At 67.7% G+C, this 24319-nt stretch carries 22 protein-coding genes and 1 pseudogene; 12 read left to right on the forward strand and 11 right to left on the reverse strand.

Translation table 11 applies throughout. The features are described from left to right. Positions 1-20 precede the first annotated feature (20 nt). From B7D75_RS16750 to B7D75_RS16790, 9 genes and pseudogenes are all read right to left on the reverse strand, one after another. Positions 21-881: an alpha/beta fold hydrolase gene (locus B7D75_RS16750; protein ID WP_012076270.1), complete on the reverse strand. Its 861-nt coding sequence runs from the start codon at positions 879-881 to the stop codon at positions 21-23. After that, the gene (locus B7D75_RS16755; RefSeq protein WP_034078793.1) at positions 878-1690 is read right to left on the reverse strand and encodes an alpha/beta fold hydrolase; all 813 of its coding nucleotides are present in this window, start codon (positions 1688-1690) and stop codon (positions 878-880) included. The genes B7D75_RS16750 and B7D75_RS16755 overlap by 4 nt, the downstream gene beginning before the upstream one ends. 101 nt (positions 1691-1791) lie before the next feature. Continuing rightward, positions 1792-2433, reverse strand: coding sequence for a LysE family translocator (locus B7D75_RS16760; protein WP_012076271.1), 642 nt, complete (start codon positions 2431-2433; stop codon positions 1792-1794). A 42-nt stretch (positions 2434-2475) separates the two neighbouring features. Further along, positions 2476-3300 carry an AraC family transcriptional regulator gene (locus tag B7D75_RS16765; protein WP_043103973.1) on the reverse strand — a complete coding sequence of 275 codons (825 nt, stop codon included), beginning with the start codon at positions 3298-3300 and terminating at the stop codon, positions 2476-2478. Between the two features lie 57 nt (positions 3301-3357). After that, positions 3358-3795: a hotdog fold thioesterase gene (locus tag B7D75_RS16770; RefSeq protein WP_003087490.1), complete on the reverse strand. Its 438-nt coding sequence runs from the start codon at positions 3793-3795 to the stop codon at positions 3358-3360. Between the two features lie 52 nt (positions 3796-3847). Continuing rightward, a pseudogene (locus tag B7D75_RS16775) lies at positions 3848-5514 on the reverse strand (AMP-binding protein). 126 nt (positions 5515-5640) lie between these two features. Then, positions 5641-6105, reverse strand: a complete 465-nt coding sequence (gene sixA, locus B7D75_RS16780; RefSeq protein ID WP_107114242.1) for a phosphohistidine phosphatase SixA — start codon at positions 6103-6105, stop codon at positions 5641-5643. After that, positions 6102-6443, reverse strand: a complete 342-nt coding sequence (locus B7D75_RS16785; RefSeq protein ID WP_043103977.1) for a DUF4389 domain-containing protein — start codon at positions 6441-6443, stop codon at positions 6102-6104. Before B7D75_RS16785 ends, sixA begins: the two co-directional genes overlap by 4 nt. 13 nt (positions 6444-6456) lie before the next feature. Continuing rightward, positions 6457-7479 carry an NAD(P)H-dependent glycerol-3-phosphate dehydrogenase gene (locus B7D75_RS16790; RefSeq protein ID WP_012076274.1) on the reverse strand — a complete coding sequence of 341 codons (1023 nt, stop codon included), beginning with the start codon at positions 7477-7479 and terminating at the stop codon, positions 6457-6459. Between the two features lie 149 nt (positions 7480-7628). On the opposite strand from B7D75_RS16790, the gene B7D75_RS16795 reads away from it, so the two are divergent. The 7 genes from B7D75_RS16795 to B7D75_RS16825 all read left to right on the forward strand — a co-directional run bounded on the left by B7D75_RS16795 (position 7629) and on the right by B7D75_RS16825 (position 16869). Further along, positions 7629-9737: a TonB-dependent receptor plug domain-containing protein gene (locus B7D75_RS16795; RefSeq protein ID WP_012076276.1), complete on the forward strand. Its 2109-nt coding sequence runs from the start codon at positions 7629-7631 to the stop codon at positions 9735-9737. After that, positions 9738-10667 carry a hypothetical protein gene (locus B7D75_RS16800; protein ID WP_058163411.1) on the forward strand — a complete coding sequence of 310 codons (930 nt, stop codon included), beginning with the start codon at positions 9738-9740 and terminating at the stop codon, positions 10665-10667. It begins immediately after the preceding gene. Continuing rightward, positions 10664-12619, forward strand: coding sequence for an ATP-binding protein (locus B7D75_RS16805; protein WP_043103979.1), 1956 nt, complete (start codon positions 10664-10666; stop codon positions 12617-12619). Before B7D75_RS16800 ends, B7D75_RS16805 begins: the two co-directional genes overlap by 4 nt. 188 nt (positions 12620-12807) lie before the next feature. Then, a complete protein-coding gene (gene fabA, locus B7D75_RS16810; protein WP_003087475.1) occupies positions 12808-13323 on the forward strand; it encodes a 3-hydroxyacyl-[acyl-carrier-protein] dehydratase FabA in 516 nt (171 codons plus the stop codon). 11 nt (positions 13324-13334) lie between these two features. Further along, entirely contained in the window at positions 13335-14552 is a 1218-nt protein-coding gene (fabB, locus tag B7D75_RS16815) for a beta-ketoacyl-ACP synthase I (RefSeq protein WP_012076279.1), read from the forward strand. 150 nt (positions 14553-14702) lie between these two features. Next, entirely contained in the window at positions 14703-16328 is a 1626-nt protein-coding gene (locus B7D75_RS16820) for a methyl-accepting chemotaxis protein (RefSeq protein WP_012076280.1), read from the forward strand. 100 nt (positions 16329-16428) lie between these two features. Next, positions 16429-16869 carry a winged helix-turn-helix transcriptional regulator gene (locus B7D75_RS16825; protein WP_012076281.1) on the forward strand — a complete coding sequence of 147 codons (441 nt, stop codon included), beginning with the start codon at positions 16429-16431 and terminating at the stop codon, positions 16867-16869. Positions 16870-17077: 208 nt separating this feature from the next. Here the strand turns inward: B7D75_RS16825 and B7D75_RS16830 are convergent, their stop codons facing one another. Further along, on the reverse strand, positions 17078-17554 hold the full coding sequence (locus B7D75_RS16830) for a DUF3859 domain-containing protein (RefSeq protein ID WP_003149408.1): 477 nt from the start codon (positions 17552-17554) through the stop codon (positions 17078-17080). Positions 17555-17623: 69 nt separating this feature from the next. Continuing rightward, on the reverse strand, positions 17624-18658 hold the full coding sequence (locus tag B7D75_RS16835; protein ID WP_034078780.1) for an amidohydrolase family protein: 1035 nt from the start codon (positions 18656-18658) through the stop codon (positions 17624-17626). On the opposite strand from B7D75_RS16835, the gene B7D75_RS16840 reads away from it, so the two are divergent. The 5 genes from B7D75_RS16840 to B7D75_RS16860 all read left to right on the forward strand — a co-directional run bounded on the left by B7D75_RS16840 (position 18657) and on the right by B7D75_RS16860 (position 24312). Next, entirely contained in the window at positions 18657-19562 is a 906-nt protein-coding gene (locus tag B7D75_RS16840; RefSeq protein WP_012076283.1) for a substrate-binding periplasmic protein, read from the forward strand. The genes B7D75_RS16835 and B7D75_RS16840 overlap by 2 nt on opposite strands. Before the next feature lie 36 nt (positions 19563-19598). Next, the gene (locus tag B7D75_RS16845) at positions 19599-20021 is read left to right on the forward strand and encodes a MarR family winged helix-turn-helix transcriptional regulator (RefSeq protein WP_012076284.1); all 423 of its coding nucleotides are present in this window, start codon (positions 19599-19601) and stop codon (positions 20019-20021) included. A gap of 205 nt (positions 20022-20226) precedes the next feature. Continuing rightward, positions 20227-20718 (forward strand): (2Fe-2S)-binding protein, encoded by a 492-nt coding sequence (locus B7D75_RS16850; protein WP_003149402.1) that lies wholly within the window; start codon positions 20227-20229, stop codon positions 20716-20718. Further along, positions 20715-22961: a xanthine dehydrogenase family protein molybdopterin-binding subunit gene (locus tag B7D75_RS16855; RefSeq protein ID WP_107114243.1), complete on the forward strand. Its 2247-nt coding sequence runs from the start codon at positions 20715-20717 to the stop codon at positions 22959-22961. Before B7D75_RS16850 ends, B7D75_RS16855 begins: the two co-directional genes overlap by 4 nt. Positions 22962-23010: 49 nt before the next feature. After that, a complete protein-coding gene (locus tag B7D75_RS16860; RefSeq protein ID WP_107114244.1) occupies positions 23011-24312 on the forward strand; it encodes a cytochrome c in 1302 nt (433 codons plus the stop codon). Positions 24313-24319 lie beyond the last annotated feature (7 nt).

Consider the following 24319-nt stretch of genomic DNA (forward strand, 5'->3'; position numbering starts at 1 on the left):
AACAACGGCAAGCCGGTGTTTCAGCGGGCGAAGAACTTCGCGAAGACCTCGGCCACCGCCTGGGCCCCGGCTTCGTCATCGAGGTGCAGGTGATGCCCGCCGGGCAGGTGGTGCCGCTCGAACGGCAGGGTTTCCAGCAGCGCGCGCATGCGCGGCTCCACCGCCAGCATGCCCTGCTCGGCCAGCACCAGGCTGACCGGGCATTCCACGCTGCGCACGAAGTTCAGCGCATGGGCCTGGGTCAGGCGCAGCGGCGACGGTAGGGTCAGGCGCGCATCGGTGCGCCAGGTATAGCCGCCAGGCACCGGCTCCAGGCCACGCTGGGCGAGCAGCTCGGCGGCCTCCCGGGATATCTCGCCAACCCCGCGCATCCGCGCTTCCACGGCTTTTTCCAGTTCGGCATAGACCGGCTTGCGCTTGTGGCGCAGGGCCAGCTGCGCCTTCAGCGCTTCGCCGAGTTTCTGCGGCGCCTTGTCGGCTTCGCCGGTGTAGGGAATCAGCCCGTCGATCAGCGCCAGGCGCTCGACGCGCTCGGGCAGGGCGCCGGCGAGCAGCACCGAGACGATCGCGCCCATCGAGTGTCCCAGCAGGGAGAAACGCTCCCAGCCCAGTTGCTCGGCCACCATCAGCACGTCCAGGGCATAGTCCCAGAGCAGGTAGCTGGCGCCCTCGGCGCGATGCGCGGAATGCCCGTGGCCGGCGAAGTCCAGGGCGACGATACGCAGGCCGGCGAGCTTCGGCGCCAGGCGCGAGAAGCTCATGGCGTTGTCCAGCCAGCCATGCAGGGCGATCACCGGCCTGCCATCCGGCGGACCGAACAGGTGCGCGGCCAGTTCGATGTGCGGCAGGCTGATGCGGACTTCCTCGACCTGCAGGCTCATGCCGAACGCTCCTCGGCCAGCCGCGACCAGCGCTCGAACACGCCCCGCAACAGGTCGGCGGTCTCCCGCGGACGCTCCAGCGGGAACATGTGGCCGCCGGGCAGCGACATGAACTCGCCGCGCGGCATCGCCCGGATCAGCCGGGTGTGGTGCGGCAACACCACCTTGCTGTGCCGCCCGCGCACCATCGCCAGCGGCACCTGCAACTGGCGCGGACGCCCCGGGCTGCTGTGCGGCACGCTGCGGTAGATGCTGATCTCGGTGGCCGGGTCGAAGCGCAGGCGCAGGCCGGAACCGCCACCGCCGTCGGCCAGGCCATGGCGCACATAGGCCTCCAGGCAATCCGGGTCGAAACGGCGGAACAGCGTCTTGCCGGAGAAGTACGCCCGCGCCTCCTCCAGGTCCGGGAACGCCTCGCGGCGCCCCAGGGTGCGTCCGGCCGGAGTGATCCGGTCGATGAAGCCGAAACGCTTGGCGGCGCGGATCACCAGGCGGTCGGCGAGGGTCAGCACCGGCGAATCGAGCATCACCACGCCACGATAGAACTCCGGCCGGCGCAGCGCCGCGTGGTAGTGCAGCACGCCGCCGAGGGAATGGCCGACGCCCCAGACCGGCTGTTCCAGGCTGGCGAGATGATGCAGCAGCTCGTCCACCAGGTTGTCCCAGTTGTCGTTCACCGGGAAGCGCGGGTCGTGCCCGTGCATCTCCAGGTGATCCACCCGGTACTCCGGGGCCAGGGCCTCGAACAGCTTGGCGTAGGTGGCCGAAGGGAAGCCATTGGCGTGGGCGAAGAAAACCGATTGCGACATGCGCGACGTCTCGACAGGGCTGTTGCCTGGGATTCTCCGGCAGCCTCGCCGGGGCGGCAATGGCTTTGCCGGCTGCCACACACGGCGAAGCGGCCAAACCCTCAGGCAGAGCGGACGAGGTGCTCGACGATCGCCAACGCCACCAGCAGGAACACCACTCCACAGGCGCCGTCCAGCCAGGGCACCGCGCGCAGCAGGCGGGCCTGCAGGCCCGGCCGGGTGAGAGTCAGGCTGAGCAGGCCGAACCAGCAGGCGCCCATGCCGAACAGCAGCGCCGCCACTCCCAGCTTGCCGCCCAGCGACATCTGCGGCGGAATCAGGCTGCCGAGCAAGGCGATGAAGAACACCAGCGCCTTGGGGTTGAACAGATTGGTCGCCACCCCGCGCAGCCAGGGCCCCAGGGGCGATGGCGGCAACGCCCCGTCGAGCCGGCCCGGCCGGCCCTCGCCACGTCGCCACCAGGCGCGCAGGGCGCCGACGCCGAGCCAGGCCAGGTACAACGCGCCAACCGCCTGCAGGGCGGCGAACAGCACTGGCGTGCGGCTGAGCAGCAGCGACACGCCGGTCAGCACCAGGGTGGTATGCAGGAGGATCCCGCACGCCAGCCCCAGGGCACTGGCCAGGCCGGCGCGCCGTCCCTGGTGCAGCGAGGTGCGTACCACCAGGGCGACATCCGGGCCGGGGCTGAACAGGGCCACGGCGAACACCGCCGCCAGGGTCAGCAAGACAGACAGTTCCTGCATGGCTACTCCGCGAAAAGGAATTGGATCAAGGGAAATGGCGGCTCAGCGCTGGCGCAGACGGGCTGGCGGCAAACCGTAGGTACGGCGGAACAGACGACTGAAGTGCGCCTGGTCGTAGAAACCGAACTGCTGGGCCACCTGGCTCAGCGGCTGCTCGCCGCGCAGCACCAGCGGCAAGGCGCGCTCCAGGCGCAACTGGGTCAGCCACTGGTGGGGCGGCAGGCCGCAATGTCGGCGGAAGCGCCGCAGCGCCTGCCACGGACTCAATCCGCAGAAAGCGGCCAGTTCCTCCAGGCTCGGCGGGTATTCCAGGCGCGACTCGAGCCATTCGCGCAGCCGCCTCCAATCGCGCCGGCCGAATCCTTCCCGGTCGCCCTCCTCCACGTGCAGGCTGCTGCCCAGGCTGAGCAGGCAGGCCAGCGCCTGCCAGAGATGTTCTTCCAGGGCCAGGCGGTTCTCCAGCGCCGCCGCTCCGCCGAGCATGCCCAGGTGCAGCTGGCGCAGGCGCTGCTGCAGGCGCTCGTCGCGAACCAGGCTGCCGGTCAGGCGCGGCGCGCCGCGGCGGCCGTCGCTGAAGTCGCGGCCGGCGCGCTCCAGCCAGTCGGCATCGAGCGCCAGGACGCGAATCCGATAGCCTTCCTCGCCGGCGCTGCTGCCGTCGTGGATGCTTTCCGGCGCCATCAGCAAGGCATCGCCGGCCCCGGCCAGGCGCCGTTCGCCGCCGGCGACATAGCGATGCCGGCCCTGCAGCAGCAAGCCGATGTGGTACTCCAGGTGGAAGTGCCGGGGAAAGGAAAAGCGGTTGTGCACGGCGTCGATCAGGCGTACGCCGGGAATCCCGCTGCTGAGATGGGTGATCTGCTCCATCCCGCTACTCTACCGCCAACGGGACGGAACGATCTTGGATAAAATTGCGGACCGCGCTCAGCCCGCCCTGCCCGCCAGCGGCACCACCGCCATGGTCAGGCGGGCGATGCAGCTCGGTTTGCCGTCGTCGCCACTGAGGCGGATGTCCCAGACATGGGTGGTACGCCCCAGGTGGATCGCCCTGGCCACCGCGGTGACCCGGCCGCTGCGCAGGCCGCGCAGGTGGTTGGCGTTCACTTCCAGGCCGACGCAATAGTACTGGCTGGTGTCGACGCACAGGTAGCTGGCCATCGAGCCCAGGCTTTCCGCGAGGACCACCGAGGCGCCGCCATGCAGCAGGCCGAACGGCTGGTGGGTACGCGAGTCGACCGGCATGCTGGCGGTCAGCGACTCGTCGTCGAAGGCTTCGAAGCGGATGCCGAGCAGGTCGCCGATGCTGTTCTTCTGCGAGGCGTTCAGTTGCTCCAGGTCGGGCGTTTGTCGCCAGAGGCTCATGGGAATTCCTTGCGCAAGGGGGAAGCCCGGAGGGGCTTCCCGTCGGTGGGAGTCATTCGTGCCAGAGCACGGCCTCGCGGCGTTCCACCCATTCGTGGAAGCGCGAGCCATAGGCACCTTCCACCATATTGCGCTTGATCTTCAAGGTCGGCGTGAGGAAACCGTTGTCCACCGCCCAGGTTTCCTTGACCAGTACCAGGCCGACCAGCCGCTCGTGCTTGTCCAGCGCGCCGTTGACCTGTTCCAGGTGCGCCCGCAGGCTGTTTTCCAGGACCCCGCGGGTGCCGTTGAGGGCCTCGCGCCGGCCGACCTCGGAAAGCACGCAAAGCCCCAGCGGCGCGCTGAGTCCCTCGCCGACCACGCAGACCTGCTCGATACGGTCATGCACCGCCAGGCGGTTCTCGATCGGCGCCGGCGCCACGTACTTGCCCTTGCTGGTCTTGAAGATTTCCTTCATCCGCCCGGTCAGGCGCAGGTTGCCCTCTGCGTCCTGCTCGCCCTTGTCGCCGGTGCGCAGGAAGCCATCGGCGGTGAGCACTTCGGCGGTCTTTTCCGGTTCCTTGTAGTAGCCGACCATGGTCGCGCCGCTGCGCACCTGCACCTCGCCCTCGTCGCTGATGCGCACCTCGACGCCGGGGCTGTTCTGGCCGATCCAGCCGGTCTTCTGCCTGCCGGGCCGGCAGACATGGGAGTAGCCGCTGTTCTCGGTCATCCCGTAGACCTCGAGCACGTCCAGGCCCAGGCGGCGATACCAGAGCAGCAGTGCCTCGGGTACCGGAGCCGCGCCGCACAGCGCATAGCGCACCGCATCCAGCCCCAGCCCGGCGAGCACCTTGCGGCCGACGATGCGGCCGAGGATCGGCAGCTTCAGCAGGCGGTCGAGCTTCTGCGCCGGCATCTTCGAATACACCCCCATCTGGAACTTGGTCCAGATGCGCGGCACGCCGAACAGCAAGGTCGGCCGCGCACGCTTCATGTCCTCGAGGAAGGTATCCAGGCTGTCGGCGAAGAATACCGTGGTACCGCCGTAGAGCGAGCCCATCTCGACGAACATCCGTTCCGCCACATGGCACAGCGGCAGGTACGAGAGCATGCGGTCGTCTTCGCGCGTGCCGAACAGCTCCACGCCGCGGCTGGCGGCGAAGGCGAAGCTGCTGAAGTTGTGCATCACCCCCTTGGGCACGCCGGTGGTACCGGAGGTGTAGATCAGGGTGGCGAGCTGGTCGGCGGCGGTCGGCGTGTCGCCTTCGAGCGGCGCGCAGGCCTGCAGGTCGCTCCACTGGCGATCGAAACGCCCCTCCGGGTGCAACGGCATGGCCACGGTCGGTATGCCCTCGGGATCCCGGGCGCCATCGCCGGCCAGTCGTCGAGCTTGCCGACGAAGACCACCGCCGACTCGGAATGCTCCAGCACCTGGCGCGCCGACTCGGCGGTGAGATTGGGATAGAGAGGGACGGAAACGTGACCGGCCATCCAGATCGCCAGATCGGTGACGATCCAGTGCGCGCAGTTCTTCGAGATGATCGCGATACGGCTCCCGGCGGGGAGATCCAGGCTGCGCAACCAGGCGGCTGCACGCCGCGCCTGGTCGCCCACTTCGCCCCAGCTCAGCTCCTCGACCCGGCCGCCGCCGATGGGCTGCACCAGGTAACGCCGTTGCGGGTGACGCTTTTCGCGCTCGAAGAAGACTTCGAGCGGCAGACGATTTGCAGTGACCACGTACCGCCTCCGTTGTTGTTGTTCTGGGAGATCGACCAAGCACTTGCTTGGTCGAATATTCCATCACAGCCAACCGTAGGCAAGCCGGGAAATGTTTCGGTTTGTAGTCGTTGCGCCAGGCGCTTCCTAGCCGTGCCGCGGGTGATGCAGCGAGACCAGGCTCATCAGCCCGGCGGCGGCGAAGTCGCCTTCCAGCTCGGCCAGCGAGGCGGTGCTCATCGGCAACGGGTCGCGCCGGTTGCCATGCACCAGCAGGCCGCCCAGCGCCCCGACCAGGGGCTGGTGGCTGACCAGCAGGAGATTGCGCTCGCTGCGCTCGTCGAGGAAACCGAGCACCTCGCGCGGATCGTCGTCGGGAGTCAGCCAGGGCGCGGTGCCCGCCGGTTCGACCAGGCCCAGCGCCTCGCGCACCAGCTCGGCGGTCTGCTGGGCGCGCACATAGGGGCTGGCGAGGATCCCGTCGAGCGCCACGCCGGCCAGCCGCGCGGCGCTCTGCAGCACCTCCTTGCGTCCCTGGGCGGTGAGCCGCCGCTCGGCATCGCGGCTGGCGTGCGGCTCGGCCTCGCCATGGCGCAGCAGCCAGAGCCTCACAGTTTCGGCTCTTCGTCACGCGCCGGATGGGCTGCGGGCGGCACGCTATGGGCGGCCTCGCCTTCGGCCGGGTGCGCGGCCGGCCAGTCGGCGAACGGCCAGGGCTTCTCGTCGCTATGGAAGGTACCGAAACGGCCGATCTGCGCCAGGTACTGGCTGAGGCTGTCGCCGAAGGCCATCAGGCTGCCGTTGGGTGCGCCGTAGATCAGGCGATAGACCAGCTGGATCACTACCACAGCCCCGAGGAGCAGTTCGGCGACCTGCCAGATCAGGACGAACAGCAGCATCCAGAGGATGCGGATGGCGATGGACTCGCGCGCTTGCGGATCTGCGGACATGGCGGTCTCCTCGTCAGAAGCCGGTGGTGGGAATGAAGTCGACGTCGGTCTTCGGCTCGCCGCGCATCAGCAGCTGGATGACCTGCGCCAGGGTGCGCCCCTCGAAGAGGATCGCATGGAGACCGGCGACCAGCGGCATGTACACCTGCATCTCGTCGGACTTTTCCTTGAGAACCCTGAGCGTGTTCACCCCTTCGGCAGTCTCGCCCAGGCGCGATACCGCCTGCTCCAGACTGAGCCCCTCGCCGAGGGCGTGGCCGACCTGATAGTTGCGGCTCTTCGGCGAGGAACAGGTGACGATCAGGTCGCCGACGCCGGCCAGGCCGAGGAAGGTCATCGGGTTGGCGCCGAGCTTGACGGCGAACCGGGTCATTTCCGCCAGGGCGCGGGTGATCAGCATGCTGCGGGTGTTCTCGCCCATGTCCATCGCCGCGGCCAGGCCGGCCATGATCGCGTAGACGTTCTTCAACGCGCCGCCCAGCTCGACGCCGAAACGGTCGCGGCTGGCGTAGACGCGGAAGGTGCGGCCGTGCAGGGCCGCCTGCACGCGGGCACAGAGCTCGTCGTCCTCGCTGGCGACCACCGTGGCGGTCAGCTCGTGCTCGGCGATCTCGCGCGCCAGGTTCGGCCCGGATATCACCCCGATCCGCGCCTGCGGGGCGATTTCCTCGAGAATCTCGCTCATCAGCTTGAAGGTGTGCGCCTCGATGCCTTTGGTCAGGCTCACCAGCAGTTTGTCCGTCAGCGCCAGCTGATGTGGCTGCAGGACTTTGCGCAAGGCACTGGAAGGCAAGGCGACGAAGATCAGCTGGCAGTCGGCCAGGGTGCGTTCCAGGTCGGTCACCGGCTCCACGCCGGGATGCACCTTGACCCCTTTCAGGTACCGCGGATTCTCGCGCCGGCTGCGGATCGCCTCGGCCTGCTCCGGGTCGCGCATCCACTGGCGCACGGCCTGGCCGTTCTCGGCCAGCAGGTTGGCGATGGCGGTGCCGAAACTGCCGCCGCCGAGCACGGCAATCGGTTGCTGCTCTGTCATGATTCATCCATTTCTGGCCGCCACGCGGCAATCACGCCATTATACGGTCGGCCAGCCAGCCGACCAGTCTTGACGCCGGCGCTGGCAAAAGCCCGCGCCTCGTTTACCATGCCCGGGCCGACAATACCTACCGAGAACAAGGTCGTTCCGTGCCCATCGCTTCGCGTGCTCCCGTTCCCCTGACCCTGGTCGCCTTGCTGTTCGGCGGCAAGGCGCTGGCCGCCGACCTGTTCAACGACCCCAGCGGCGTTCCCGAAGTATTGACCGCGACGCGGCTGAAACAGTCCCCGGCGGAAGTACCCGGCAGCATCAGCGTGCTCGACCGCGAGCTGATCGTCGCCAGCGGCGCCCGCGACATCCCGGAGCTGATGCGCCTGGTGCCGGGCATGATGGTCGGCTACCTGTCGGGCAACCAGCCGACGGTCAACTACCACGGTACCAGCATGTCCGGCGCCCGCCGCCTGCAGGTTTTGATCGACGGCCGCTCGGTGTACCGTCCGGGCCTGGCCAGCGTCGACTGGAGCGACTTGCCGGTGGCGCTGGAGGATATCGAGCGGATCGAGGTGTTCCGCGGGCCGAACACCGTCAGCTACGGCGCCAACGCGCTGATGGGAGTGATCAACATCATCACCCGCGCGCCCGGCGAGTCGCCCGGCACGCGCCTGAAGTACACCGCCGGCCAGCGCGGCATCCGCGACTGGTACGCCAGCCAGAGCATCGCCCTGGAGGACAGCGATTTCCGCCTGTCGCTGTCCGGCCAGGAAGACGACGGCTTCGATCACGCCCACGACGGCCAGTCCCTGCGCGACGGCCGCCGGCTCAGCCGCTTCAACCTCAACGCCAGCCACAGCCTGGCACCGAACCAGAGCCTGGAGTGGCAACTGGCGGCCAAGGAAGGTTCGAACCAGCATCCCTATGCCTACCACTCGCCGTTCCCCCGGGTTCCCGACAACGTCGACAACTCCGACACCCTGGCCCACGACTACGCCGGCTCGCTGCGCTGGAACGTCGATCTCGACCCGCGCCACAGCTTCTATATACAAGGCTACGCGCAGCACTGGGAACGCCAGCAGGAGTGGAACGCCTGCGAGGCGGCCATCGCCTTCAGCCCCGAACTGGCCCGGCTCTGGGAACTGAATCCGGGCTACCTGCGGCAGTTCGGCGACGACCCCTCGCGACTGCCGCCCGGCAGCGCCGAGGAGCAGCGACTGGCGACGAAAGTCCTCGAGCAGTTGAACAGTGGCGGTCTGCAACCGGTCTGCGGCCGCGTCGACCGGAACATCCGCGAGAGCCGCTATGACCTGGAGCTGCAGGACACCCTCAGCCTCGGCGACAACCTGCGCCTGCTCAACGGCCTGAGCTACCGCTACGACCAGGCGCGCTCCGAGACCTTTTATGGCGGCAAGGTCAGCAGCCAGATCTGGCGCCTGTTCAGTCAGGTCGAGTGGCACGCCGGCGAGCACTGGCTGCTGCAGGGCGGCGGCATGCTCGAGGACGTCCAGGGCTCCGGCAGCTCGTTCAGCCCCAGGCTGGCCGTCAACTACCTGATCAACCCGCAGCACAGCCTGCGCGCGGTGTACTCGGAGGCGGTGCGTTCGCCGGGGATGTACGAGAACGACGTCGACTGGCGCTACCGGGTCCGCCACCTGACCCCCGCCCCCTACGGACAGAGCGAAGCCTACTATTTCGCCAGTGCGCACGGCCCCGGCGACCTGGGCAAGGAGCATACCCGCTCGCGGGAGCTGGGCTACAACGGCTTCTTCCGCGAAGCCGGGGTGGCCGTGGACGTACGCCTGTTCCACGAGGAGATCACCGGTCTCATCAGCGATCCGCTGAGCGTGGTCGACTTCAGCCCGGACAACGGCGACCGCATCCGCTTCGCCGGCGCCGAAGGCCAGCTGGACTGGCGCCTGGGCCTGCGCGACCGCCTGCGCGCCACCTATGCCTACCTCGACTACGACGCCACCAGCCGCTACGACCGACGCCTGACCGCACGCCACGGCGGCTCTGCCGGCTGGATGCGCGATTGGGGACGGGGCTGGTCCAGCGCCCTTTTCTACTACGGCGACGACTCGTTGAACGGTCACCGCTTCGAACGCATCGACCTGCGCCTGGCCAAGCGCATCCCCCTGGGCAAGGCTGCCCTGGAACTGTCCGGAGTGCTGCAGCAGCGCCTCGACGACGAACCGCTGACCCTCCCCGACAACCGCTACGACAGCCGCCACCTGCTCTATTTCAGCGCCGAGGTGACGTTCTAGATGCGGCGCCTCCGTCATCCCCGCCGGCTGCTCTCGATTCTGCTCGTGCTCCTGCTCTGCGCTTTCACCCACGCCAGCGAGGCGGCACAGCTGATCCTCGTCAGCGCCAACCAGGGTGCCGCGCTGGGCGCCTTTCGCGACGCCCTGGCGCAGCGCCGGCCGCAGGACCGGGTCGAACTGCGCACGCCGGCCGCCTTGCCGGACGGCAGCACCTTCGCCAGCGACACCCGCCTGCTCCTGCTCGGCCCGGAAGCGCTGGCCTGGCGCCTGCGCCAGCGGCAGGCGCCGCCGACCCTGGCCTTGCTGCTCAGCCGGGTCGACGGCCAACGCCTGCTGCCCGCAGCCAACGACCGTCGCGGGCACAGCGTGGAGGGCCTCTGCGTACTCTGGAGCGATCCGCCGGCGGCGCGCCAGCTGCGCCTGGCGCGCCTGATCCTGCCGGGCATACAGCGCATCGGCGTGCTCTACGGCAAGGACAGCGAGTTTCTTCTCGAAGAGCTCAGGCGCGAGGCGCGCAGCCAGGGCCTGCAACTGTTCGTCGCCAGCAGCAGCGGCAACGACGACCCTCGCCCGCTGCAGTTCCTCCTCGGCAATAGTGACCTGCTGCTCGGCATCGACGACAAACAGCTGTACAACTCGCAGAGCATCAAGAGCCTGCTGCTCGGCAGCTATGCCAAGAATCGCGCGCTGCTCGGCCCCACGGCCGCGTTCGTCAAGGCCGGCAGCCTGGCGAGCAGCTACAGCGACCAGGAGGACTGGCTGGACACCCTCGACGAACTGCTCGGCCAGCCCCCCCGACGCTGGCCTCCCAGCCTCTACCCCGGGCACTTCAAGGTGCTCGGCAATCGGCAGGTCGCCCGCTCCCTGGGCATCGATCTGGCCAGCGACGCCGAACTGGGCCGGCGCCTCGCCGAAGGAGAAGAACCATGAGCCAGCGCCACGGCTGGGACATCCGTACCCGCATGCTGGCGATCAGCCTGGGGCCGGCACTGCTGCTGACCCTGTTGCTCACCGCCTACTTCACCTACTCGCGCCTGCAGGACCTGCGCCAGGAACTGACCCATACCGGCCAGTTGATCGCCGACCAGCTGGCGCCTGCCGCCGAGTACGGCGTGATCGCCGGCAACACACCGGTCCTGCAGAAGCTCCTGCAGGCTACCCTCGACACCCCGCACGTGCGCTTCATCGAGGTGCGCGACCGCAACGACAACATCCTCGTGTATGTCGAGCAGTTGCCCGGCGCACTGCAGAACGCCGCGCCGATCGACATCTTCCATTCGACCATCCAGCGCCAGCGCATCGCCCTGGCCAGCGATCCGCTGCTGGACAGCGCCAACGACGGTGACGGCCTGCCGGGCGAGGACTACCTGGGCCGGGTGGTGGTCGGGATGTCCAACGACGCCTTCAGCCAGCGCCAGCAGGAAATCCTTCTCAAGGCCGGCCTGCTCGCCGCCTTCGCCCTGATCCTCACCTTCCTCGTCGCCCGTCGCCTGGCGCAGCGTCTGTCGGCGCCGATCAGCACCATGGGCCAGGCGGTGGAGGCGATCCAGAGCGGCGACTACAAGACCAGCCTGCCGATCCTCGACGACGGCGAGATCGGCGACCTGGCGCGCCACATCAACAACCTCGCCAGCGGGCTGGACCGCGCCAGCCGGGAGCAGGAGCAGGCGATCGGCCAGTTGATCAGCGCCCGCGAGGAGGCGGAGCAGGCGAACCGGGCGAAATCCGACTTCCTGGCGATGATGAGCCATGAACTGCGCACCCCGATGAACGGCGTGCTGGGCATGCTGCAACTGCTGGAAACCACCGAGCAGACCCGCGAACAGGCGGAATACACCGCGCTGGCCACCGAGTCCACCGAGCATCTGCTGAAGGTCATCAACGACATCCTCGATTTTTCCCGTATCGAACGCGGCGCCCTGGAACTGGAATGCATCCCCTTCAACCTGCTGGAACTGGTGCAGGGCTCGGCCCTGGTGTTCCAGCACAGCGCCCAGCAACGAGGCCTGGCCCTGGAGCTGCAGATCCAGGCCGGCCTGGAGCATCTGGAGGTGCGCGGCGACCCGACCCGGATCCGACAGATCCTGGTGAACCTGCTGGGCAATGCGCTGAAATTCACCGAGGAAGGCTCCATCCACCTCAGTCTGGAATGGCAGGCTCTGGATCACGAGGTGCTGTGGCTGACCTGCGCGGTGCACGACAGCGGCATCGGCATTTCGCCGGAACGCCTGGAACACATGTTCGACGCGTTCCAGCAGGCCGACTCCTCGATCTCCCGCCGCTACGGCGGCACCGGCCTCGGCCTGGCCATCGCCCGGACCCTGGCGGAGCGGATGGGCGGCACCCTGCAGGCGCAAAGCAAGGAAGGCTGCGGCTCGACCTTCACCCTGGAGATCCCGTTGCCCTTCCAGCAGTCCCTGCCGCACCCGCAGCAGGCCAGCGGTGGCGCCAGCCCGGTCGCCGCCGGTCAGGAAATCCTCCTGGTGGAGGACAATCCGGTGAATCAGACAGTCATAGAAGCCATGTTGCGCAGCCTCGGCTATCGCGTCACCCTGGTCGCCGACGGCATCCAGGCGGTGCGCCACGCCGAACGCCAGCAGTACGACGCGATCCTGATGGACTGCCGCCTGCCGGTGCTGGATGGCTATGCGGCGACGCGCGAGATCAGGGCCCAGGAAAACGGCCGCCAGGTACCGATCATCGCGTTGACCGCCAACGCCCTGCAGGGCGACCGGGAGAACTGCCTGCAGGCGGGAATGAACGATTACCTGGCCAAACCATTCAAACGGGCGGAATTGCAACGCATACTGCAACGCTGGATCGGCTCGCAGCCGGACCTCTCCAGGGCATCGAACGCCAGCGGAGGGGCGGAGCCGGACTGATCTGCGACAAGGGCGGCAAGCGGACGCGGGAATAAAGTGAACATCTGTTCGCCGGACACTGTGACTTTCACCGCAACGCAACAGTCTATGACTAGGCTGCCGCCCCGACGCCGATACAATAACCCGGCGCGACGGCCGCTGGACGAACCGCCACAACCCTGCAGTTCAGGGATTTTTGAGGAGCTCGCATGACCAAACAACACGCCTTCACCCGAGAAGACCTGCTGCGCTGCAGTCGCGGCGAGCTGTTCGGCCCGGGTAACGCGCAACTTCCCGCCCCCAACATGCTGATGATCGATCGCATCGTCCACATCAGCGATGTCGGCGGCAAGTATGGCAAGGGCGAACTGGTCGCCGAGCTGGATATCAACCCCGACCTGTGGTTCTTCGCCTGCCACTTCGAAGGCGATCCGGTCATGCCCGGCTGCCTGGGCCTGGACGCCATGTGGCAGTTGGTCGGCTTCTACCTGGGTTGGCAGGGCAATCCGGGCCGCGGTCGCGCCCTGGGGTCGGGCGAAGTGAAGTTCTTCGGTCAGGTTCTGCCGACAGCGAAGAAGGTCACGTATAACATTCATATCAAGCGCACGATCAATCGTTCGCTGGTCCTGGCCATCGCCGACGGCACCGTCAGCGTCGATGGCCGCGAAATCTACAGTGCCGAAGGCCTTCGCGTCGGCCTGTTCACCTCCACTGACAGCTTCTAAGGGTTATCCGCATGCGTCGCGTCGTTATCACCGGTCTGGGCATCGTTTCCTGCCTCGGCAATGACAAAGACACCGTTTCCGCCAACCTCCGTGCGGGTCGGCCCGGCATTCGCTTCAATCCGTCCTATGCCGAGATGGGCCTGCGCAGCCATGTTTCCGGCTCGGTCGACCTGAACCTCGAAGAACTGATCGATCGCAAGGTATTCCGCTTCATGGGCGATGCCGCCGCCTACGCCTACCTGGCGATGGAACAGGCGATCAAGGACTCCGGCCTGACTCCGGAACAGATTTCCAACCCCCGTACCGGCCTGATCGCCGGCTCCGGCGGCGCTTCCACCCTGAACCAGATGGAAGCCATCGACACCCTGCGCGAAAAGGGCGTCAAGCGCATCGGCCCATACCGCGTGACCCGCACCATGGGCAGCACCGTATCGGCCTGCCTGGCCACCCCGTTCCAGATCAAGGGCGTCAACTACTCGATTTCCTCCGCCTGCGCCACCAGCGCGCACTGCATCGGCCAGGCCATGGAACAGATCCAGCTGGGCAAGCAGGACGTGGTCTTCGCCGGCGGCGGCGAAGAGGAACACTGGAGCCAGAGCTGCCTGTTCGACGCCATGGGGGCGCTTTCCACCCAGTACAACGACACCCCGGAAAAGGCCTCGCGCGCCTATGACGCCAAGCGTGACGGCTTCGTCATCGCCGGCGGTGGCGGCATGGTGGTGGTCGAGGAACTGGAGCACGCGCTCAAGCGCGGCGCCAAGATCTACGCCGAGATCGTCGGCTACGGCGCCACCTCCGATGGCTACGACATGGTCGCCCCGAGCGGCGAAGGCGCGATCCGCTGCATGCAGCAGGCACTGGCCACCGTCGACGCGCCGATCGACTACCTGAACACCCACGGCACCTCCACCCCGGTCGGCGACGTCGCCGAAATCCGCGGCGTACGCGAAGTGTTCGGCGACAAGGCCCCGGCCATCAGTTCGACCAAGAGCCTGTCCGGCCACTCGCTGGGCGCCGCCGGCGTTCACGAGGCGATCTACTGCCTGCTGATGATGGAAGGCGGCTTCATCGCCGGCTCCGCCAACATCGACGAACTCGATCCGGAAGTGGCCGACCTACCGATCCTCCGCGAGACCCGCGAGAACGCCAGGCTGGATACCGTCATGAGCAACAGCTTCGGCTTCGGCGGCACCAATGCCACCCTGGTCCTCAAGCGCTGGCAGGGCTGATCCCGCCATCGCCGCATGAAGCGCCCTCCGGGGCGCTTTTTTGTGCCCGGCGTTTCGCCTGCCAAATCGCATGAACGGCCTAAACCTCCCGTCTTGCCTGCCGATAGCCTGAACAGCCCTGTCCCCCCCTGCCCCCTGGAACACGCCACCATGTCTTTGCGCAGTATGCCCATCGCGACCCGTGCCGCCCTGAGTTTCGCCCTCATCACCCTATTGCTGGTCATCACCGGGATCTTTTCCCTGAACCGAATGGGCTCGCTCAACGAAGCTTCCTCCGACATCAGCGACAGCTGGCTGCCAAGCGTGCGCGAGAGCGGCGAGATCAACGTCCTGCTGGCCGAACTGCGGCAGGTTCAGCTGGCCCATGTGCTGGCGGCGGACGATAGCGCCAAGCGCTTCCTGGAGAGCCGCATGACGGAGATCGGCAAGGAACTGGCCGATCGGGAAGGCGCCTACCAGCGCCTGATCACCGGCGCCGAGGAACGCTCGATCTACGAGCGCTACCTGGCCGCCCGGCAGACACTGTTGCAGAGCCAGCAGACACTGGTGCAGATGTCGCGCGGCAAACCGCTGGAAGAAACCCGCCAGTACACCGAAACCACCCTGCTCGACCAGTACCGCGCCACCCAACAGCAACTGCAGGCGCTGATCGACTTCAACGCCAAGGGCGCCAGCCAGGCCAGCAAGACCTCGGACGAGGTCTACGACAACGCCTTCGCGGCGGTGATCGGCGTGTTGCTGGTCGCCGGCCTGGGCACCGTGCTGCTGGCCTGGTTGTTCACCCGCAGCATCACCCGTCCGCTCGGCGAAGCGCTGCGGGTCGCCGAAGTGATCGCCTCGGGCGACCTCACCAGCCGTATCGACACCAGCGGTCGCGACGAGCCGGCCAAGCTGCTGGTCGCCCTGCAGGGCATGCAGGCGCAACTGCGCCAGACCATCCAGCAGATCGGCAGCTCGGCGACCCAGCTGGCCTCCGCCGCCGAGGAACTGAGCGCGGTCACCGAGCAGGGCAATCGCTCGCTGACCCAGCAGAACGACGAAATCCAGATGGCCGCCACCGCGGTCAACGAGATGACCGCCGCGGTCGAGGAGGTCGCGCGCAACGCCAGCTCCACCTCGGACGCCTCGTCCGCCTCCGAGCAGTCGGCGCAGAACGGCCGCCAGCGCGTACTGGAGACCGTCCAGGCGATCCGCCTGATGAGCGAGGAGGTCGACAACACCTCGGCACTGGTCGGCGGCCTGGCGGAGAAGGCCCAGGACATCTCCAAGGTTCTCGACGTGATCCGCGGCATCGCCGAGCAGACCAACCTCCTGGCGCTCAACGCCGCCATCGAGGCGGCACGCGCCGGCGAGCAGGGCCGCGGTTTCGCCGTGGTCGCCGACGAGGTCCGCGCCCTCGCCCACCGGACCCAGGAGTCGACCCGCGAGATCGAGCAGATGATCGCCAATATCCAGGACGGCACCGGTGCCGCGGTGGGCGCCATGGACAGCAGCAGCGTGCGCGCCCGCAACATGCTGGAGATCGCCGAGGCCGCCGGCCTGGCGCTGAACGAGATCGCCGAACGGGTCGGCCAGATCAACGAACGCACCCTGGTGATCGCCAGCGCTTCCGAGCAACAGGCCCAGGTTGCCCGCGAGGTCGACCGCAACCTGGTGAACATTCGCGACATCTCGCTGCAGACTTCCGCCGGCTCCAACCAGACCGCCGCCGCCAGCCAGGAACTGTCGCAACTGGCCATCGACCTGAACAACATGGTCACCCGCTTCGTCGTCTGAACGGCATGGTGCGCCGCCTCACGGCGGCGCTTTTCCTCCGGTTGCCCGCCGTGGAGCCCGGGTTTTACCATGGAACCCGATCCCCACCGGAGCCGCCAAGATGGTCAAGCGCACCAGCCACAAGCAAGCCAGTTGTCCAGTCGCCCGTCCGCTGGACGTGATCGGTGACGGCTGGTCGATGCTCATCGTGCGCGATGCCTTCGAAGGTCTGACGCGCTTCGGCGAATTCCAGAAAAGCCTCGGCCTGGCCCGGAACATCCTCGCGGCGCGCCTGCGCAACCTGGTGGAACACGGCGTGATGGTGGCGGTCCCGGCCGAAAGCGGCAGTCACCAGGAATACCTACTGACCGACAAGGGACGCGCGCTCTTCCCCCTGCTGGTGGCGATTCGACAATGGGGCGAGGATTACTTCTTCGCCCCGGACGAATCCCACGTCCGCCTCGTCGAGCGCGACGGCGGCCAGCCGGTGCCGCGCCTGCAGGTACGCGCCGGCGACGGCAGTCCGCTCGCCGCGGAAGATACCCGAGTCAGCAGGGACTGATCGACGGACGAACAGGCTACCTTCGGCATCCGCGAGCACTCCGTCGAAAACGGCGGACAACGCGGGCGGTCATTCGCCCCGGGGCAAGCTGGTAACCGGCCGCTGGCGCCTGTCGGTCAGGGCGCACAACGTTGCCGGTGTCATCCGCCGATACTCCACACTACAGCGCAGTCAGCGCAAGAAAACGAACACTTCGCCCGGCGCGCGCTCAGCGCACGTCGAAGGTCTTTTCCGCCAGCAGGCGGTCGCCCTGGAACACCATCAGTCGCCACTCGCCCTTCACCACCTCGTGCGGCTCGGTGAATTCGTAGGCCATGACATCGGTCGGCGCGCCCGGCACCAGCTTCTGCACCACTTCGAACCTGTCATGCCGCTGGCCATCCGGAGTGACCACGCCCGGGGTGAGGTAGAGCAGCGTCAAAGGCGTATCGCCTTCCTGCTTGCCGCTGAGCTGATAACGCATGCCGAACTTGGTGCCAAGCTTGGCCGGGACTTCGGTGGTCCGCTGGATGTTCTGCTCGCTGCGGGTCAGCACCCGCTCGCCGGGCTGGAAATCCTGGTAGCGGCTTTCGAACACGCCGTACTCGATGGGGCCGTCGATACGCACCTCGGCCTGCGCCGCCGCGGCGACGCCGGCGCCGAGCAGGAAGACGGAACGACTGATGCAAGAACGCATGAAGGACATGACTCACTCCTGGATGGGACTGGCCGCGAGCCTATGACACCGGCATGACAGACTGATGACCGATCCGGGTTATTCGCCTCGCGGATCGGCCGGCTGGCGCGGCAGCACCGCGAGGAAATTGTCCCGCGCCACCTGGCGGGCGACCGACTCGGGCAAGGCGTCGAGGAACGGGTCGAAGCTCGTCATCAGCCCGGGCAGGCTGTCGAACTGGCCGACCACGTCGGAGCCGAGCATGAAGCGCTGCGGGAACCGCTCGACCAGCGCCAGCCACTGCGGGTCGGGCTTGCCCTGCTTGTCCAGCAGGTACGGGCGCAACACCGACCAGGACAGGTCGATGTACAGGTTCGGGTAGCGCTCCAGCAAGCGGCCCAGGGTCGGCAGGAGGAAATCCAGTTTCTTCTGGTGGCGATGGATCTCCATGCTGGTCCCGGCGTGGGCCCAGATGAAGCGTACATGTGGATGGTTGCGCAGGGGCTCCTCGATTTCCGCCAGGTACAGCGGGTTGCGCTCGCGCTTGGAGGTCACGTTGGCATGCAGCAGGACCGGCAGGTCGAACTCCGCGGCCAGGTGGTAGACCCGCGCCAGAGCCTCGTTGTTGGCCCGCGGGACATCGCCATAGGTGAGCGCGGTGAGGTCGTCGTGGCGGGTGAAGATCTCGCCGATGCCCTGCCAGAGCCCCGGGTCCAGCTCCAGCATGCGGCGAATGTGGGCGTCGGCGTTCTTGTCGGTCGGATTGAAACCGGTCAGGAACGGATGCACGCGCCGCCGTTGCTCGGCAGGCAAGGACTTCACCGCCGCCGCCACGATCACGTCGGTGGCGCTGTACCAGTAGGCACCGGCATCGTCGCCAGCGTAGTAGCGCGGTCGCTTCGGCTCGTCCTCGTGCCATTTCTTGGCGACCGCGATGCCACTGAGCATGACGTGTTCGACCCGGCCCTTGTCCATCGCCGCCAGCAAGCGCGGCATGCCTTCGCTTTCCTGGAAGAAATCCACATAGTGCACATGGGCGTCGCTGTAGCGATAATCCCTGGCAAGGGTCGTGGACGCCACCAGGGACAGGGCGAACAATGTCGAGAACAGGGCACGCGAACGGGAGCCAGCCATGGCATTCCTCCTGATAGGCCTGAGTGAACATAGACCGTCGCCGCTCGGCCGGGGTTCGCCGCAACGCTGGTTCGTCCTGTTGCTCGCCTTGCTGGCGTGGCACGCCGGGGCCGGTGAACGGCTGGTCTATCCGCGTCACTCCGAAGGACGCAATCCCGAACCCTATGTCGTCGAACTGCTGCAGCTGGCCCTGGCCAGGAGCGGCGGCGACTACCGTCTGGAGCCCAGCCCGCAACCCATGCCGCAATCGCGCGCGCAACTGCGCCTGGAGCAGGACGACCCGAGCCTGCAGGTGATGTGGGCGCAGACCCGCGACGACCTGGAAGACGCCCTCCTGCCGGTCAGGATTCCGATCTATCGCGGCCTGATCGGCTGGCGCCTCCCCCTGGTCAGCACCGCCCACAAGGAACTCCTGGCGCCCGTGCGAAGCCTGGATGATCTCCGTCGTTTCCGCTTCGGCCAGCGCCAGGACTGGGCCGACACCGCGATCCTGCGCGCCAACGGCCTGGAGGTGAAGACCAGCCAGAACTACGAGAGCCTGTTCCGCATGCTCGACGCCGGCCGTTTCGAGGTATTCCCCCGCGAGGTGGTGGTGGTCGACGGCGAGCTGGAAGACGCTTCCCGCGCCGGGCTGCACCTGGCGATCGACGAGCATGTGGTCCTGCACTATCCCGCCGCCTTCTATTTCTTCGTGTCCCGCCAGCGCCCGGAACTGGCCGACGCCATCCGTCAGGGGCTGGAGAAAGCCATCGATGACGGCAGCTTCGAGCGCTTGTTCGAGCGCCATTTCAAGACATTGCTGGGCAAGCTTGCCTTACAGAATCGAAGAATCATCGAACTGGAAAATCCTTATCTTCCTAAGAAAACTCCCTTTCAGCGCAAGGAACTCTGGTACCGTCCATGAGCTAGAATAGGCCTCACCTCACCACCGACGCCCAGCATGTCCCGTACCGCGCCATACCGCCTCGACGACCAGTTCGGCTTCATCCTGCGCCAGGCCAACCAGCGCTATGCGGCCCTGTTCGCCAGCGGCATCGGCAACGGTCTGACGCCGACCCAGTGGGCCGCCCTGGTTCGCCTCGGCGAGACCGGCCCCTGTCCGCAGAACCAGTTGGGCCGGCTCACCGCCATGGATGCCGCGACCATCAAGGGCGTCGTCGAGCGCCTGGACAAGCGCGGGCTGATTCTGCGCAGCGCCGATCCGGACGACGGTCGCCGCCTGCTGGTCAGTCTCAGTCCTGCCGGGCGCGCCGAACTCGAGGCCGGCCTGGCGGCCGCCCGCGAGATCAACCGGCAGGCCCTGGCGCCTCTTTCCCCGCAAGAACAGGAAACCCTGCGCGCCTTGCTCGCTCGCCTGCTCTGACGCCATTCCGGCCTGTCTTTTCTCCGCGCTTCGCCGCTCGAACCTGCGCCTTTCGTCGTAGCCGCCTGCCATTGACAGTTCGCCGCGGGCGTCCATAACATGTTTGTATACAAACAAATTCCCGCATAGCCGCACGCTACCAGGCACGGCCGACGGGATATCCGCCTGATGAACAGCCATGCCCCCGGCATGGGGAGAAACCGCCATGAGCGATGCCCTTGCCCTGACCGTCAACGGTCAGTCCCTGCGCCTCGATGTCGCCCCCGATACCCCCCTGCTCTATGTCCTGCGCAACGACCTGCAACTGAACGGTCCCAAGTTCGGCTGCGGCCTCGGCGAGTGTGGCGCCTGCACCGTGCTGATGGACGGCGTCGCCACCCGCTCCTGCATCACCCCGGTGGAGGCCGCCGTCGGCCGCCGGGTGGTTACCCTCGAGGGACTCGGCGACGCCGCCCATCCCCATCCGCTGCAACAGGCCTTCATCGACGAACAGGCCGCCCAGTGCGGCTACTGCATCAACGGCATGCTGATGACCGCCAAGGCGTTGCTGGATCGCAACCCGGATCCCAGCGACGGCGAGATCCGCCAGGAATTGGCCTACAACCTGTGTCGCTGCGGCACCCATGTGGAGATTCTCAAGGCCGTGCGGCGTGCCGCCGAACGCCTGAAGGACCGCCAGGAGGAGCACCCGGCATGAGCCTGGCCAATCCTTCGCGACGCGGCTTCCTCAAGGCCGGCGGCCTGCTGCTGGTCACCGTCAACCTGCCCGCCCCGCTGCTCGCCCTCGCCGAGCAGGGCGCCACCGACCTGCCGCTGGACCAGGTCGACTCGTTCATCGCCATCGCCGCGGACGGCAAGGTCAGCGCCTTCTGCGGTCACGTCGACCTCGGTACCGGTATCCGCACGGCACTGGCGCAGATCGTCGCCGAGGAACTGGACGTCGCGTTCGACCAGGTCGAGATGATCCTCGGCGATACCAGTCGCACGCCGAATCAGGGACCGACCATCGCCAGCGCCAGCATCCAGGTCAGCGCCGTGCCGCTGCGCCAGGCCGCCGCCGAAGCCCGGCGCTTCCTCCTGCGCCAGGCCGGAAGCCATTTCCCGGTGCATCCGGACAGCCTGCGCAGCGAAAACGGCCAGGTCTTCGCCGCCGCCGATCCGCAGCGACGGATCGGCTACGGCGAGTTGCTGCAAGGCCAGCGCTTCAACCTGAACATCGACGGCAAGGCGCCGCTCAAGCCGCGCAGCGAATACCGCCTGGTCGGCAAGCCGGTGCGCCGGGTGGATATCCCGGCGAAGCTGACCGGCCAACTGACCTATGTCCACGACATGCGCCTGCCCGGCATGCTGCATGGGCGAGTGGTGCGTCCGCCCTATACCGGCGCGGATGTCGGCGCCCCGCTCGGCAGCGGCCTGCTGGCGGTGGACGAAAGCTCGCTCGCCGGACTGCCGGGACTGGTCAAGGTGGTCGTGATCGGTGACTTCGTCGGCGTGGTCTGCGAGCGCGAGGAGCAGGCGATCCGCGCCGCGCGCCAGCTCGAGGTGCGCTGGAAGGACTGGCAGGGGCTGCCGCCGCTTGACCCCGACCGGCTCGAGGAGTCCCTTCGCCAGCACCCGAAGAAACCACGCACGCTGCAAGACTCGCCCGGTCTCGACCAACATCTCGCGGGCGTCGCCCGGCCGCTGTCGGCCACCTATGTCTGGCCCTACCAGTTGCATGCCTCCATCGGTCCGTCCTGCGCCCTCGCCGAGGCCGATGCGCGACGCGTTCGCGTCTGGTCCGGCACGCAGAATCCACACGACCTGCGCACCGACCTGGCCAGGCTGCTCCGGCGCGATGCCGGGGAAATCGAAGTGATCCGCATGGAGGCCGCCGGCTGCTACGGACGCAACGGCGCCGACGACGTCAGCGCCGACGCCGTGCTGCTGGCGCAGGCGGTGGGACGGCCGGTACGGGTGCAACTGATGCGCGAGCAGGAGCATGGCTGGGAACCCAAGGGCACCGCGCAACTGATCGAGGTTCGCGGCGGGCTCGACGAACAGGGCCAGGTGGCGGCCTACAACTTCGCCACCTGCTATCCCTCCAACGGCGCGCCGACCCTGGCCCTGCTCCTCACCGGGCGGATCCCGGCCACGCCACAGGTGGCCGACATGGGTGACCGCACCGCAATACCGCAATACCGCTACCCGCGGATGCGGGTGGTGGCCAACGACGCGGCCCCCATCGTCCGCGCTTCCTGGATGCGCGGCGTTTCGGCGCTGCCGAACGTGTTCGCCCACGAGTCCTACGCCGACGAACTGGCGCACCTGGCCGGCGTCGACCCGATCGCCTTCCGCCGTCGCTACCTGGACGACGAGCGCGCCCTGGCGCTGATCGACGCCCTGGTCGCGCGCGCCGGCTGGCAACCGCGCACCTCGCCCAATCCGGCGCCTCGCGAGGGCGATGTACTGAAAGGTCGCGGCTTCGCCTACGCACGCTACTTCCACAGCAAGTTCCCCGGTTTCGGTGCCGCCTGGGCCGCCTGGATCGCCGACGTCGAGGTGAACCCGGAGAACGGCGCGGTGCGCGTCGCCAAGGTCTGGGTGGCCCACGACTGCGGGCAGATGGTCAATCCCGAGGGGGTCAGGCACCAGGTCCATGGCAACGTGATCCAGTCCACCAGCCGGGTGCTCAAGGAGTTCGCCACCTTCGACCGGCGCGGCGTCACCAGTCTGGAATGGGGCGGCTACCCGATCCTCGGCTTCCCCGAACTGCCGGAAATCGACGTGCTGTTGCTCGACCGTCCCGAACAACCGCCGATGGGCGCTGGCGAGTCGGCCTCGGTACCCAGCGCCGCGGCCATCGCCAATGCGATCTTCGACGCTACCGGGGCGCGCCTGCGACAGGTGCCGTTCACGCCGGAACGCGTACTCGCGGCGCTGCGCAGGACGCAGGCCTGATCCTTTTCCCCGGGGCGCCACGGCGCCCCGCGCAGTGGATGACTGACAGATGAAGAAGGCAACACGTATCGGCCTCTGGGCCACCGGCAGCCTCGTCGTGCTCGCCGCCATCGCCCTCGGCTACGCCTGGCAACCGGCCATCGCACCGCTGGACGGCGCGCCCGGCCCGTTCAGCACCGAGCAGATCGCCCGCGGCGAACGCCTCGCCACCCTCGGCGACTGCGCGGTCTGCCATACCCGCGAAGGCGGTCCGCGCAACGCCGGTGGACGGGCCTTGCCGACGCCGTTCGGGACGATCTACAGCAGCAATCTCACGCCGGATCGCGCGAGCGGCATCGGCGGCTGGTCCTATCCCGCCTTCGAGCGGGCCATGCGGCATGGCGTGGCCCGCGATGGCAGCTACCTGTACCCGGCGTTCCCTTACACCGCCTTCACCAGGACTCGCGACGAAGACCTGAAGGCCCTGTACGCCTACCTGATGAGCCAGCCGGCGGTGTACAGCGAAACGCCCGCCAACCAGATGCCGTTCCCCTTCGACCAGCGCCTGCTGATGGCCGGCTGGAACCTGCTGTTCCTCGAGCCCGGCGCCTATCGCGACGAGCCGATGCGCAACCAGCAGTGGAACCGTGGCGCCTACCTGGCGGAAGGGCTCGGCCACTGCGGCGCCTGCCACTCGCCGCGCAACGCGCTGGGCGCGGAAAGGAGCGGCAGCGAGCACTTCGCCGGCGGCGAGGCGGAGGGCTGGACGGCACCCGCGTTGAACGCCAGCTCGCCGGCGCCCATCGCCTGGAGCGAAGCAGCCCTCCATGCGTACTTCCGCCATGGCTATTCGGCCTATCACGGAGTCGCCAGCGGGCCGATGGCGCCGGTGGTCGGCGAAGGCCTGGCGCGGCAGTCGGACGAAGACCTGCGCGCCCTCGCCCACTACCTGGCGTCCTACGCCGCGGCGCCAGCCCGGGAAACCGACCAGCAGCAGGCCCTGCGCCTCAACCAGCAGAGTTACGGCCGCCTGCAACCGCCCAGCGGCAACGGCGCACGGCTGTTCGCCGGCGCCTGCCTGGCCTGCCACCACGACGGCGACAGTCCGCGCTTCTTCGGCGTACGGCCATCCCTCGCGCTGAACAGCAACGTGCACGCGGACAGCCCGGACAACCTGCTGCGGATCATCCTCGACGGCATCCACAGCCCGGCCACCGGCGACCTCGGCTACATGCCCGGTTTCCGCCACAGCCTCGACGACCAGCAGGTCGCCACGCTGGCCAACTACCTGCGCGAGCGCTTCGCCGGCAAGCCCGCCTGGCCGGACCTCGCTGCCAAGACGGCAAGCCTGCGCCAACAGGCGGCACCCTGAAGCATGC

It is taken from the genome of Pseudomonas paraeruginosa (genome assembly GCF_003025345.2).
Classification (GTDB): domain Bacteria; phylum Pseudomonadota; class Gammaproteobacteria; order Pseudomonadales; family Pseudomonadaceae; genus Pseudomonas; species Pseudomonas paraeruginosa.